Here is a 13976-nt window from a genome sequence, read left to right on the forward strand (position 1 = left end):
GCGACGACGAAGCCAGCAGGCCGGCCAGTGCGCGCAAGGCGGCGCTGGCGTTCATCTTCGTTACCGTCGTGCTCGACATGCTGGCGCTGGGCATCATCGTGCCGGTGTTGCCAAAACTGGTGCTGGCGTTCGAAGGCGGCGACAGTGCCAGCGCCGCGACGATCTTTGGTGTGTTCGCTACGGCGTTCGCGGCGATGCAGTTCCTCTTCTCGCCGCTGTTGGGCGCGCTCTCCGATCGCTTCGGACGGCGGCCGGTGATCCTCATCTCCAATCTCGGGTTGGGTCTCGACTACATCGTGATGGCGCTGGCGCCCTCGGTGAGCTGGTTGCTCGTCGGCCGCGTGATCTCCGGCATTTGCGCGGCGACCTTCAGTACCGCCGGCGCGTACATCGCGGATACCACGCCGCCGGAAAAACGCGCGGCCGGATTCGGCATGCTCAGCGCCGCCTTCGGGTTGGGCTTCGTAGTGGGGCCAGCTGTCGGCGGACTGCTCGGCAGCATCGAGACGCGTTTGCCGTTCTGGGTCGCCGCGGCGTTGAGTCTGACCAATGCGGCGTACGGCTTCTTCATCTTGCCCGAGTCGCTGCCCGCGGAGCGACGCGCGCGCTTCCAATGGCGACGCGCGAATCCGGTCGGCGCGTTGACGATGTTGCGCCAGCACGCATCCGTGTTCGGGCTGGCCGGCGTGGTGTTTCTTTCCGGCGTCGCGCACGAGGTGCAGCCGACGATGTGGGTGCTCTACACCGACTATCGCTACGGTTGGGACGCGCGCACGGTCGGGTTGACGTTGGCCGTGGTCGGCGTGTTCAGTGCCGTCGTCGGTGCCGGGCTGGTGCGCCCGGTCGTTGCGCGGCTGGGAGAACGAAGCAGTTTACTGGCGGGTCTGGCGTGCGGCGTCGTTGGCTTTACCATCTACGCGCTCGCCCCCACCGGTGCGCTGTTCTGCGTGGCGATACCGCTGGTTTCGTTGTGGGGTCTCGCCGGCCCGGCGACTCAGTCACTGATGACGCGTCACGTCGACAGCTCAGAGCAAGGGCGTCTGCAAGGCGCGCTCTCGGGCCTGCAAGGCGTGGCGTTCATGATCGGCCCGGGATTGTTCACCACCAGCTTCGCCGCTGCGATCAGCCACCGCGAGTGGCACTTACCCGGCGCGCCCTTCCTGCTCGCCGCCCTGCTGCTGGCGAGTGCGATGGTGGTGGCGGGACGGGTTACGCGCCCGCGCTAAAGGCGGAGCACCGCTCCGCCCTCAAGACGTGAAGACGTGTGGCGCGCTTGGCGCGGCTTGGATCTTGAGGGGTGGAGCGTGCTCCACCCAGCCTACCCGCTGCGCGGCAAGCCCAGCATCCGCTGCGCGATGGTGTTGCGCTGCACCTCCGACGTGCCCGACGCGATGGTGAGGGCGCGCGCCATCAGCCAGCCATGTTGCCAATCGCCGTCGTCGATGACGCGCGGCGCGCCTTTCCATAACTGCGCGTACGGACCTTGCACGGCGAGCGCGAAGTCGTCGAGGCGCTGCGCCAACTCGCTGCCGAACAGCTTCAGAATCGACACGTCAGTCGGCGGCCGGCCTTGTTCGAGATCGCTCATCACTCGCACGCAATGGAGCCGCATGATCTCGACTTCGGTGTAGTACTGCGCGACCTGTTGCCGCATCGTACGATCCGAACCGTGGGCGACGCGGCGTACCAGCTGCAGGAGCCGCTCGATCTGCCGGCGCATGCGGACGCGATCCACCAGCAGCAGCGTGCCACGCTCGTGCCCGAGCGCGGTCATGATCACCTGCATGCCTTTGTCGACCTCGCCGACAATGTTGCTCGCGGGCACACGCACGTTGTCGAGAAACACTTCGTTGAAATCGTTGTCGCCGGTCATCTCGCGCAGCGGGCGGATGGTGAGGCCGTCGCTACGCAGCGGCACGATCAGGCAACTGAGGCCCTTGTGGTTCGGCGCGCTCGGATCGGTACGGACGAGGAACAGGCCGAAGTCGGATTGATTGGCGTACGTCGTCCACACTTTCTGCCCGTTGAGGACCCAATGATCGCCGTCGCGCACGGCGCGCGTCCGCAGCGACGCGAGGTCGGAGCCGGCGTTGGGTTCGGAAAATCCCAGACACCAAATCTCATCGCCGCTGAGCAGCGTGGGGAGATAGCGCGCCTTCTGCGCGGACGTGCCGAAGGTCAGGAGGGTCGGACCCGAGATGCTGATCGAATGGGCGTTGATCAGCGGCGGGGCTTCGGCTTTGAGCAGCTCCTCGGTCACCACGAGATGATCGAGCAGCGTGGCGTCGCGCCCGCCGTGCGCCGACGGCCAATGCACTGCTACCCAGCGCGCCTCGTAGACGCGCCGCTGCCATGCCTTCAAGAAGGCGATGCGCGCCGCGGTGTCGTCACTCGCTTCGATCCGTTGCCACGCGCGACGGTCCGGCAGGTTGTCGTCCAACCACGCGCGAAACTCCGCGCGTGTGCGTTCGAGGGTGGGAGAGGGCGTGAAGTCCATGGGCGTGAGTCGTGATTCGTGAATCGTGAATCGAGTTCGTACTCGGAACGTCCGCCAAGTCACGAGTCACGAGCACGACTCACGACATTTCAATCACTTGATTGACTCGAATATGGCGAAGTGGTACCGCAAGTCAACTTTCATCCGGGCATCATTTCATCATCATCGAGAATTTACGCTCAACGGGAGGACGCTTCGATGTTGCTTCAGGGCAAGGTTGCCGTGGTTACTGGTTCCGGGCGCGGGATCGGCAGAGCGATCGCGCTGGAACTGGCGCGCGAAGGCGCGAAGGTGGTCGTCAACGACGTCGGCTGTGAGATCGACGGTCGCGGCGGCGCCGAAGATCCGGCCGCGCAGGTGGTCAAGGAAATCAAAGCGCTCGGTAGCGACGCGGCGCCGAACTACGACTCGGTGTCCGACTTCAATGGCGCCGCCAACATCATCAAGACCGCGGTCGACACGTTCGGGCGCATCGACATCTTGGTCAACAACGCCGGCATCGTGCGCGATCGTTCGATCGCCAAGATGACCGAGGACGACTTCGACGCGGTGATCGCGGTGCATCTGAAAGGCACCTTCAATTGCGGCCGCCACGCGCTGCCACTGATGAAAGAGCAGAACTACGGCCGCGTGATCAACATCACATCGAGCGCTGGGCTGCGCGGCAATTTCGGCCAGTCCAACTACGGTGCCGCCAAGGCCGGCATCATGGGCCTCACGTTGGTGTGGGCGATCGAGATGGAGAAGTACGGCGTGACGGTCAACGCGATGGCGCCGGCGGGCATGACCCGTATGACCGGCACCATCCCCGGCATCGACAAGGACAACCCGCCGCCCGAGATGAACGTCGCGCTGAATGCGCCGATGATCGCGTATCTGGCGTCCGAGAAGGCCGCACACGTCAACGGCCAGATCTTCGGCCGCCGCGGCTACGCCTTCACGCTGTTTCAGCAACCGCGGCCGCTGGCAATGATGTACAAGCCGGGCGGCCTGAGCGCGAGCGAAGTCGCCGCCAACTTCGACGGCGTGTTCCTCGAACATCTGCAACCGATCGGCATCCCGCAGATGCGCGCGCGGGCGGAGCAGAAGAAATAGGACTTCACCACCGAGGCACAGAGGACACCGAGGCGGACTAGAAATGTGCTGGAATTCGCACGGCTCAGTGTCTTCCCTCTGTGAACCCGGTGCCTCGGTGGTAAGTCGTTCTTAGGGGATCAAATGGTCGGGATCATTTCATACGGAGCGTACGTGCCGATGCTGCGTTTGCAGCTCGGGGCGATTGGTGGTGGTGGGCGCAAGGCTGGGCCGGGCGGCGGCGAGCGCGCGGTCGCGAACTTCGACGAAGATTGCGTCACCATGGCGGTCGCGGCGGCGATGAACTGCCTCGACGGCATCGATCGCGCCTCGGTCGACGGTGTGTTGTTCGCATCGACATCGTATCCATACAAGGAGAAGCAAGCCGCGAGCGTCATCGCCAAGGCGCTCGACCTGCGCCGCGATGTGGCCACCGCCGACCTGACCGACTCGCTGCGCGCCGGCACGAGTGCGCTGCGCGCGGCGATCGATTCGGTGAAGGCGGGCTCCGCGCGCACGGTGCTGGTGATCGCCAGCGATTGCCGTGTGGCTGCCCCCCGTTCGGCATTGGAGAAGAGTTTCGGCGACGGCGCCGGCGCCTTCTTGATCGGCACCGGCGATGTGGCCGCGACGGTCGAGCATCACCACGTCATCTCCGACGAGATCATCGACGTCTGGCGGACCGAGAGCGATCGCTTCGTGAAGTCGTGGGAAGATCGCTTCGTGGTCGAGCACGGCTACACCACGAACATGGTCGATGCCATCAACGGCCTGCTGCAGAAGAGCGGACTCGCGGCGAAGGACTTCTCCAAGGCGGTGCTCTACAGCCCCGACGCTCGCAGTTGTGCCGGCGTCGCGCGCGCGACCGGCTTCGAGGCTAAGACGCAAGTGCAGGACCTGCTGTTCGGCAAGCTCGGCAACACCGGTGCGGCGTTCGCGCCAATGCTGTTGGTTGCGGCGCTGGAACAATCCAAACCCGGCAGTCGCCTGTTGCTCGCGAACTACGGCGACGGGGCCGAAGCGCTGGCGATCAACGTCACCGAGCACGTCGCGCGCTTGTGGACTAAACGCGGGATGAAGTGGCACATGGAACGCCGCGCTGAGTTGAGCGACTACGATACGTATCTCAACTTCCGCAATCTGCAGACCTCGGATGTCGATCGCCGCGGCGGCCAGGGCATGTCCGCCACGGTGCATTTTCGGGATCGCGACGAGGACATCAGCTTTCGCGGCCACAAGTGCCGGCGCTGCGGTACCATGCAGTTCCCGTTTCAGCGGGTTTGCTTCCAGTGCTTCGCCAAGGACGACTTCGAGCAAGTCCGGCTGTCGGACAAACACGGCAAGCTGCTGTCGTTCACCTTCGATTTCTTCGCCGGCAGCCCCAATCCGCCGCTGATCGTCACCATGACCGAGGTCGACGGCGGGGCGCGCGTCTACTTGCAGATGACCGACGCGTCGCCGAAGGAAGTGAAGTTGGAGTTGCCCGTGGAGTTCGCCTTCCGTAAGATCCACGAGTATGGCGGCACGCCCAACTACTTTTGGAAGTGCACGCCGCTGCGATCGTGACGGAGGGTTTACAACGGATTGAACGGATTAAACGGATTGGGAAAAAAGTGAGGAACGTGCTTTGGGCTAGATCGGAATCCGTTCAATCCGTTTAATCCGTTGTAAGCTGTTCCGGAGGAGAAACCATGAATCCCGAAGCGATCCGAGACAAAGTTGCCATCGTCGGCATGGGCTGTTGCAAGTTCGGCGAGAACTGGGACAAGTCGCCGGAGGACATGATTGTCGAAGCCGCCTTCGAAGCCTACGAAGACGCCGGCATCGAGAATCCGCAAGAACAGATCGAAGCGGTCTTCTGCGGTGCGGTGTATCCGAACAAAGGCACGGCCGAAGTGGCCGACGCGTTGAAGCTGTTCGGACGCCCGGTCAGCATGGTGACGAACTACTGCGCCACCGGCACCGACGCGTTCCGCTACGGCGTCTTCTCGGTCGCCTGCGGCATGTACGACACCGTGTTGGTGGTCGGCTTCGACAAACCGAAGGACCGTGGCGTGTCGGGCCCCAGCGCGGTGACCACCGGCGTCCGCGGCTTGCCGATGACGCCGGCCGGTTGGTTTTCACTGTGCGCCGCGAAGTACTTCGAAACCTATGGCGCCGGCCGCGAAGACCTCGCCAAGATCGCCGTGAAGAACCACCACAATGGCACGCTCGCGCCGAAGTCGATGCTCAAGCGCGAGATCACGGTCGAGGACGCGTTGAAGGCGCCGATCATTTCGTGGCCGTTCGGGTTGTACGACTGCTGCGCGCAGTCCGACGGCGCGGCTGTCGCGGTGATCACCAAGCGCGAGCTGGCCAAGCGTTTCCGTGACGACTACGTGTTGGTGAAAGCCGTTGCCATTGCGCTCGCGCCCAATCCACAAAGCGATCCGTCGTTCGATTTCCTGCGCTGGAAGCCGACCGTCTACGCGGCGCAGCAAGCGTACGCGCAGGCCGGCATCGCCAATCCGTTCAAGGAGATCGACATCGCCCAGGTGCACGACTGCTTCACCCTCACAGAGTTACTGACTTATGAAGATCTCGGGCTGTGCGAGAAGGGTTCGGCGAAGGATCACATCGCCAGCGGCACCTTCGCGCTCGATGGCGAGTTGCCGGTTAACACCGACGGCGGCCTGAAGACCTTCGGCCATCCGACCGGAGCCACCGGCGTGCGCATGCTGTACGAGAACTACAAGCAACTCCAAGGCAAGGCCGACAAGCGGCAGGTGAAGAACGCGACCGTTGCACTCAGCCACAACATCGGTGGCGCACCGCAGACCTGCGGCATGACCATCATCGGAATGCCGTGAAGGGTTGGCGCCAGGAACCGCCGATCGACGCCGATAGCAGCGGCAGAAGTAGGGTGGGCACTGCCCACCGTCCGGTCCTGGTGGGCAGTGCCCACCCTACGGATTGAATTCTATCCAAATCCCCATCGGCGTGAATCGGCGGTTTCGTTCTTCCTCGCGCTGGCGGAGCGCAGATGATTCCGCTAGCAGAGAACGCGCGGAGTTGGTGATGTTTTGGACCGAGGAAGTGGCGCGCCGGGTCAGCGGACCCCAGATCGTCAATGATTCGAAGACGCCGTCGGGGCGTGTGCATGTCGGCGCCTTACGCGGCGTGATCATTCACGACGCGGTGTTTCGCGCCCTGCAAGAGCATGGCGTCCCCGCGCGCTACTTGTTCGGTGTCGACGACTACGATCCACTCGATGAGATTCCCGCCGGGCAGGCCGAGCACTTCACGCCCTTCCTCGGCGCACCGTTGTGCAACGTGCCCGCACCGCCGGGTTCGCACGCCAGCGATGTGGCGGAGCACTTCATCGGAGAATTCTTCGCGGTCTTCGCGGAACTCGGCGTACGGACCGAGCAGTACCGCATGCGCGATGTCTACCGCTCGGGCCGATTCAATGAAGCCATCGACACGATCCTGCAGCACGCCGCGGTCGTGCGCCGCATTTATCGCGAAGTGAGCGGCTCCAAGCGCGCGGAGAATTGGTATCCGTTCCAAGTCATCTGCGAACGCTGCGGCCGCGTTGGCACCACCGAAGTGACCGCCTACGAAGGCGGCGAAGTCGTCTACACGTGCAGACCGGATCTGGTCACCTGGGCGCGTGGATGTGAATACCGCGGAAAGGTGTCGCCGTTCGACGGACGCGGCAAGCTGCCGTGGAAGTTGGAGTGGACGGCGAAGTGGAAGGTGCTCGGTGTCACCATCGAGGGGGCGGGGAAGGACCACAACACCAAGGGCGGCTCACGCGATGTCGGCGCCGCGTGCTTGCGCGAAATCTTCGGGCAGGCGCCGCCGACGAACATTCCGTACGAGTTCTTTTTGGTGGGTGGCGCCAAGATGAGTTCGTCGCGCGGGGTCGGCGTGTCCGCACGAGAGGTCGCGACGCTGCTTCCCGCCGAGGTGTTGCGTTTCCTGATGATCCGCACGAAACCCAACCAGCCGGTGAATTTCGCCGCAGACGAAAAGAACATCACGAAACTGTTCAGCGACTTCGACCGCACGCACTGGCGCTCGTACCACGATCCGAAAGTGACCGAGGACGAGAAGCACGCGTACCTCCTCTCGGAGGTGCAACCGGAAGGCGACTTCTATGAAGCGAACTTCCAATTGGTGCTGGCCCTGCTTCAGCTCCCGCACCTCCTCGATTTGGAAGGCGAGGTGGCGAAGCGCAAAGGCGCACCGCTGACGGATGTCGAGCTGCGGCACCTCCAACGGCGCGTGGCAACCGCCGCGCACTGGCTCGAGTTCTACGCCAGCGAAGACGAGAAGATCGTCTTGCAGCAGACCTTGCCGTCCGCGGCCCGTGGACTGCGGCCGACGCAAGTCGCGTTCCTCCATCGCTTGGCGTTGGCGTTGGAGTCGGCCGCGTGGGACGAGGACGCGCTACAGCAATGCATCTTCGCCGTGGCGCGGCTCACGCCCATCGAGCAGCCGCAGGCGTTCCAAGCGGTCTATCTGGCATTGTTGGCGCGCGACTCCGGCCCCAAGGCGGGCAATCTCTTGGCGTTCCTCGATCGGAACTTCGTGACCACACGTCTTCGCGAGCTGCCGTACGGGCTCACCGAATTCTGGACGGAGAGCGGAATCACGCGCGAGCAGTTCGAAGCGTGGACCGCGGAGCACAAGAGCGGAATCACCGCGATCGATGCCGAGCTGGCCCTCGCCGCCGATACGCAAGCCGTTGGCGTCATTGAGTTCAAGGTCACGTTGAACGAGGGCAAGACGCACATGAAGCGCGTACTGTTCGAGACGTTCGACGGAGTTGGGGATTTCCAGGAGCGCGCGGCTGCGTACATCCAAGCGCTGGTGAAGGACGGCCTTCCAATCGCGGCAGTGCCACCGCTCAAGCCGTAGCCGCAGGCTTTAGCCTGCGCCTTGTTCCGGCGCCGTTTCGGACGCAGGCTGAAGCCTGCGGCTACGAATGATTCCGAGCTACTACAGAAACGTCGCGAAGACGCTGTCGGCGAGCATCAGGCCGCGCTCGCTGAGGTGCCAGCGCGACGCGTTCGCTTCCAGCAATCCGTCGCGTCGCAGTTCGGCGGCGTGCGGGAATGCCAAAACAAAATCGACGCCGAAGCGGTCGGCGAACGCGCTTGCTGCGAAGCCGTCGCGCAGGCGCAAGTTGAGAAACACAAATTCGCCTTGCGCTTGCGAGTCCGCGAGTGCTTCTGCGTAGACCCGCGCGTGACCGTGCGTGTTCACCTTCTGGATGTACCCGGTCGGGCTCTTCTCATCGCTCCACCGCCGTCCCGGAACCGGGACGTGGCAGAACGAATGCGCACCGGCGCCGACGCCGAGGTAGGCACCGCCGCGCCAGTAGTTGAGATTGTGGCGGCACTCGCGCGCAGCGCGTGCGTAGTTCGAGATTTCGTAGTGCGCGTAACCGGCGGCGCCGAGCAGCTCTTCGGTTCGCATGAACATCGCCACCTCGATCTCCTCCGGCGCTTGAGTGAGCTGCTTCTTGGCGCGCATGGTGTAGAAGGCGGTGCCTTCTTCGAAGGTCAGGTTGTAGGCCGAGATGTGATCGGGCGCGAGGGCGATCGCCGTACGCAAGTCGCTTTCCCACTCTTCCAGTGTTTGGCCCGGGACGGCGAAGATCAGATCGAGATTGAGGTTGTCGAAGCCCGCCGCGTGGGCGAGATGAATCGCGGCGATGGCTTCCTGATCGTCGTGAATGCGGCCGAGCGTTTTGAGATGCCGCGGGTTGAACGACTGCACACCGAAGCTGATGCGATTAACGCCTGCATCGCGAAAGCCGCGCAGCTTGTCGAGCGTGATGGTGCCGGGATTGGCTTCGAGCGTGATCTCGGGACAGTCGGCAGTCGGCAGGGGGCAGTCGGCAGACCCAGGGAACTCGGCGGGCCATATTCTCCGCACGGCGGCCAGGACGCGTGCGATTGATTCGGGCGCAAACAACGACGGCGTGCCGCCGCCGAAGAAGATCGTTCCGACTTCCCCCTGCCAATCCGGCTGCGCCGCGTAGTGGTCCAGCTCGCAAATCAACGCATCAGTGTACTCGGCTTCAGGCCAACGGGTCGCCGCGTGCGAGTTGAAGTCGCAGTACGGACACTTCGCGTGGCAGTACGGAATGTGGAGATAGAGCGAGAAGCGATTCATGCTGCTCGGGCTCAGCTCTCCCACGGATACGCGTCGAACGGGAACTCCTTGCAGCCGCGCTGGCCAGCGGTGGGATAGTCTTTCTTGGTGAAGCCGCGCGACCAATTCGCCAGCTCGCGGAAGATGCCGCACTTGTCCTTCTGTGTCGGCAGGCGCGGATCGCTATCGACGGCGGCGAGCACACTCGCTTGCGTGACAAAATCCGACGACATGTGAATGCCGCCGCCCGCTGGCGTATCGAGGACGATGAACTTGGCGCTCGTCGCGCTGCCGTCGTCCCACGCGGCCCACGACGGCTGCTGACCGTCACGCCCACGCCCCGGCGCGCCGCGGTAAGCAAACTCAGCCCAGTACGACATCATCTGCGCGCTGAGCGTGTGGCGACCGGGCTCGTTGTCCGTGGTGAAGAGTCGGTTGCCTTCGCGGCCGAGATTGAAATGGCCAAAGACGAACGGAATCTCGAAGCCATGCGCGGCCCCGAGCATCACCGAGAGGTCGGCGCCGAGCAGGTGCGGCTCTTCGTCCCAATCGAAACGATAGGCGAACACGCTCGGCCCTTGCGTGTTGCGCATCTGCCACGCGGGCTCGTCGGCGCCCGTCGCCTTCCACATTTTGGCGAGATACTCGGCGGTCAGGACGTAGTGCTGCTCGTCACGCAGGCGCGGGATGAGCCACAAGATCCGTCGCACGCGCGCCGGATCGCCGAACATGAACAGCTTGTTTTCATCGCGATTGGTGCCGAGGATCACGGGTACTTGGTTGTAGCCACTCGGGCGCGCGAAGCGCTGCATTGGATCGTCGGCCGGCAGCACGACGCCGTCGCGAAAGACTTTGGGCATATCGATCATACCCATGCCCCGCGCCGGCGTATACGCTTTGAGAACGCTGAGGCTCGTTTGTCCGCGCAGGTAGTGTTCGACGTCGGCGCCGCTCATTCCGGCCAGACGGGCCTTGGCCGACGCGCGATCGGTGGCCTGGCCGCCGGCGATCAGCAGCCGCAGCAGCGCTTCGTTGGAACTGTTCGCGGAGCCCGGCTCGGGATCGTCGCTGAAGTGCTCGGCCTCGATCACATCACTCAGGCCCAAGCCGCCGCTTTCGACGATGGCACGTTGAAACAAACCGTTCGCTTGTGGTGACAGCAGCAGCGTGAAGACGTTGGTGCCGCCCGCCGATTCGCCGAAGATGGTCACGTTGTGCGGATCGCCGCCGAACGCCGCCACGTTGTCGCGCGTCCATTGCAGCGCGCGCACGAGATCGAGCGTGCCGAAGTTGCCCGAGTGATCGAGATCGCTGGTGCCGGTGCCGCGCAGCGCCGGGTGACGGAACCAGCCGAACGGGCCGAGGCGATAGTTGATGGTGACGACGACCAGCTTGTGGGTCGCCGCGAGGTTACCGCCGTTGTAGAAGCCGCCCTCGCCGATCGAATTGCCGCCGCCGTGAATCCACACCATCACCGGCAGGCGCGCGTCGTTCTTCGGCACGTTAGTCTCCGCCATCTTCGGCGCGTACACGTTGAGATAGAGACAGTCCTCACTGCCGACCGGCTCACCGGCGCGCCCCTTGACGCCGCCGAGCGGGCTGGCGAACTGGGTACACGGCGAGCCGAACTCGATCGCCTCGCGCGTCCCCGTCCACGCCGGCGGTGGCTGCGGCGCGCGCCAACGCAGCGCACCAACCGGCGGCGCGGCAAACGGAATCCCGAGCCAGGCGTGATTGCCGTATTGGCCGACGTAGCCCACGACCGTTCCTGACGACGTCATCCGCTGGGCAGCGGGATCGAGCGTCCGCGCCTCGTGCTCCTCGGGAGCGCAGCCTGCGCTCATCATCACGGCGATCAGAGCTGTAGCTAGCAGTGGACCGCAACCAGTTTTCCGCGCCATCGTCCCTCCGTTTCCGAATCGTTGCGTACCATATCGCTGTCGCACGCTGGTTTGGAAGTGCCGAGCGACGATTGTTGACGTTGATGGATGGTCGGGCATTCGCCGGGCAACTCATGTCGTGTCTCGCCAGTGTTTGTAACACGCGATCTTCTCTGAGTAGGGGCGACGCATGCGTCGCCCCTACAGGGAACAGGGAAGCTCATGGAACCCCAGTTGACGATAGCGTCAGCTCCAAGTACGTTTCGTGTCTGGCAATGGAGGCGTAACCAATTTTGGCCGCACCGATTTCGGCCACGAAGGACTGCCTATGATCAACGATGAAACCGTGGAAACCCCCGACGCCCGGCAGATCGACGGCTTCAAAGCGCCGATGGAAGTGTGCTGGCAGTTCGACTACGCGATCTCGCAAGAGAAGCTCGACAACCTTTACCGCAAGGCTAAACAGGCGCAGTGGGACGCCGAGCAGCAGCTCGACTGGAGTATCGAGATCGATCCGTCGAAGCCGATCATCGACGAAGAGCGCAACTTCTTCCTGCGCATGCCCTTCTTCCAGCGGCTATCGAAGACGCAACGCGAGACCTTCGCGGCCCACGCCACCGCGCAGCTCCTCTCGCAATTCCTTCACGGTGAGCAAGGCGCGCTGATGACAGCGTCGGCTCTCACTCATGCCGTGCCCGACTATGACGCCAAGCTCTACTGCGCAACGCAGACCATGGACGAGGCGCGCCACGTCGAGGTCTACCACCGCTACATCAACAAGCTCGCGCTCGTGTATCCGATGTCGCCATGGCTCAAGGAACTGATCGACGCGACGCTGGCGGCGAATCACTACGCCAAGATCATGGTCGGTATGAACATGGTCGTCGAGGGCCTGGCGCTCGCCGCGTTCCATAACATGCGCCGGGACACGTCGTGCGAGCTGCTGCGCAGCCTGACCGAAAACGTGCTCCGCGACGAGTCGCGCCACGTCGCGTTCGGCAACGTCTACCTCAAGCAGACGCTCGCCGACATGCATGCCGACGATCGCGAAGACGTCGCGGAGTTCGCATTCGCGGCGGTCAAGGGCATGGTCGACGCCCAAGGTGGCGTTGACGGTAGTGGGCAACGCAAAGCCGATCCCGGCTTCCTCAAAGTGCTCGAACGCAGCGGCATCGACTTGCAGGATTTCATCGCCGCCTTGCATGAGGCCGGCGCCGCCGGCATCCGAATGAAGATTCCTCCCGGCCATCTCCACTCCTTCCGCGACCTGATGATGCCGGCGCTCGTCCGCGTCGGCGCGGTCACCGAGCGTTCACGCGAACTCTACCAACGCGAAGGCATTCCCATCTGGGACGACACGTCGGTGCTCGAGTCGATGGAAGACGCCAACACCGGCGACATCGTCTTTCCTGACTGAAGGTTTGTTTCTTGCGACCTGTAGCGGCGACGCATGCGTCGCCCGCAAATCAAGCGGCTGTCTGAGCGAAAGCCGATCCCGCCTCACGTATGGATTCCGTCGGCGTCCACACATATAGAAAGAGCGGACGGAGGGGCCAATCGATGAAAAGGTTTGCGGCGACGATTGGGATGGCGCTGGTGGCGCTGTCGGTTGTGTCCGGATGCCATCACGAGACATCCAAGGTGGACGGCATTCCCACCGACCTGCGCGTCGGCATCGCGCCTGTCTATCCACCGCTCGCGTTCAAGGACCACGGGGAGCTCAAGGGCGTGGAAGCCGATTTCGCGCACATGTTGGCGCCGGATCTCAAGATCAAGGTGACGTTGGTTGAGCTGACTTGGGATGAGCTGATTCCCGCCCTCGTCGATGGTCGCATTGATGTGATCATGTCCGGCATGTCGATTACCGAAGAGCGCAGCAAACTGGTCACCTTCACGCAACCGTACTTGCGCGTCGGACAGATGGCGCTGATTCGTCGCGCCGATTACAACCGCTACCGCGACTACGCTACGTTCGATCTACCGGCCACCCGCGTGGGTTACCACACCGACACCACTGGCGAGCTGTACGTGCGGCGCAAGCTCGCGCACGCCACGCTGCGTGGATTCGATTCACCCGAGGCCGGCATCGCCGCCTTGCGCGCGGGTGACATCGACGTCTTCATCCACGACGCGCCGACGATCTGGCGCGTCACCGGCGGTTTCGAGAAGAAGGATCCTGAACTGATTGGCCGTTACCGAATGTTGACGGAGGAGTATCTCGCCTGGGCAGTGCGCAAGGGCGACGAGCCGCTGCGCGAGCGTCTCAACTCCACGCTGTTGCATTGGCAGAACACCGACCAGGTCGAAACAGAGCTGGACAAGTGGATCCCGGTGCGCAAAGTCAGCCTCGATCTGAAGGCACCGAAGTAAGTCGCCGG

10 protein-coding genes are annotated in these 13976 nt (G+C 63.6%); 7 read left to right on the forward strand and 3 right to left on the reverse strand.

Translation table 11 applies throughout. From position 1 onward, the window contains the following. The first annotated feature begins 77 nt into the window (after positions 1-77). On the forward strand, positions 78-1226 hold the full coding sequence (locus tag HYR72_10415; protein MBI1815381.1) for a TCR/Tet family MFS transporter: 1149 nt from the start codon (positions 78-80) through the stop codon (positions 1224-1226). 92 nt (positions 1227-1318) lie between these two features. Here the strand turns inward: HYR72_10415 and HYR72_10420 are convergent, their stop codons facing one another. Then, entirely contained in the window at positions 1319-2497 is a 1179-nt protein-coding gene (locus tag HYR72_10420; protein ID MBI1815382.1) for an acyl-CoA dehydrogenase family protein, read from the reverse strand. Positions 2498-2695: 198 nt separating this feature from the next. On the opposite strand from HYR72_10420, the gene HYR72_10425 reads away from it, so the two are divergent. The 4 genes from HYR72_10425 to lysS all read left to right on the forward strand — a co-directional run bounded on the left by HYR72_10425 (position 2696) and on the right by lysS (position 8476). Next, complete coding sequence (locus HYR72_10425; GenBank protein MBI1815383.1) at positions 2696-3592, forward strand: SDR family NAD(P)-dependent oxidoreductase; 897 nt, start codon at positions 2696-2698, stop codon at positions 3590-3592. 153 nt (positions 3593-3745) lie between these two features. Continuing rightward, the gene (locus HYR72_10430) at positions 3746-5137 is read left to right on the forward strand and encodes a 3-hydroxy-3-methylglutaryl CoA synthase (GenBank protein ID MBI1815384.1); all 1392 of its coding nucleotides are present in this window, start codon (positions 3746-3748) and stop codon (positions 5135-5137) included. Between the two features lie 125 nt (positions 5138-5262). Next, positions 5263-6420, forward strand: coding sequence for an acetyl-CoA acetyltransferase (locus tag HYR72_10435; GenBank protein MBI1815385.1), 1158 nt, complete (start codon positions 5263-5265; stop codon positions 6418-6420). A 208-nt stretch (positions 6421-6628) separates the two neighbouring features. Next, positions 6629-8476: a lysine--tRNA ligase gene (gene lysS, locus HYR72_10440; protein MBI1815386.1), complete on the forward strand. Its 1848-nt coding sequence runs from the start codon at positions 6629-6631 to the stop codon at positions 8474-8476. Between the two features lie 81 nt (positions 8477-8557). On the opposite strand, the gene hemW is transcribed toward lysS, so the two are convergent. Together hemW and HYR72_10450 are read right to left on the reverse strand one after the other, a co-directional pair. Continuing rightward, positions 8558-9739: a radical SAM family heme chaperone HemW gene (gene hemW / locus HYR72_10445; GenBank protein ID MBI1815387.1), complete on the reverse strand. Its 1182-nt coding sequence runs from the start codon at positions 9737-9739 to the stop codon at positions 8558-8560. An 11-nt stretch (positions 9740-9750) separates the two neighbouring features. Continuing rightward, positions 9751-11619 (reverse strand): carboxylesterase family protein, encoded by a 1869-nt coding sequence (locus HYR72_10450; GenBank protein MBI1815388.1) that lies wholly within the window; start codon positions 11617-11619, stop codon positions 9751-9753. A 307-nt stretch (positions 11620-11926) separates the two neighbouring features. Here HYR72_10450 and HYR72_10455 point away from each other — a divergent pair, with 307 nt between their 5' ends. After that, positions 11927-13015, forward strand: coding sequence for a ferritin-like domain-containing protein (locus HYR72_10455; protein MBI1815389.1), 1089 nt, complete (start codon positions 11927-11929; stop codon positions 13013-13015). A gap of 143 nt (positions 13016-13158) precedes the next feature. Beyond that, positions 13159-13968, forward strand: coding sequence for a transporter substrate-binding domain-containing protein (locus HYR72_10460; protein MBI1815390.1), 810 nt, complete (start codon positions 13159-13161; stop codon positions 13966-13968). The last annotated feature ends 8 nt before the right edge of the window (positions 13969-13976 follow it).

This window comes from Deltaproteobacteria bacterium, assembly GCA_016178705.1.
GTDB lineage: Bacteria > Desulfobacterota > Binatia > HRBIN30 > JACQVA1 > JACOST01.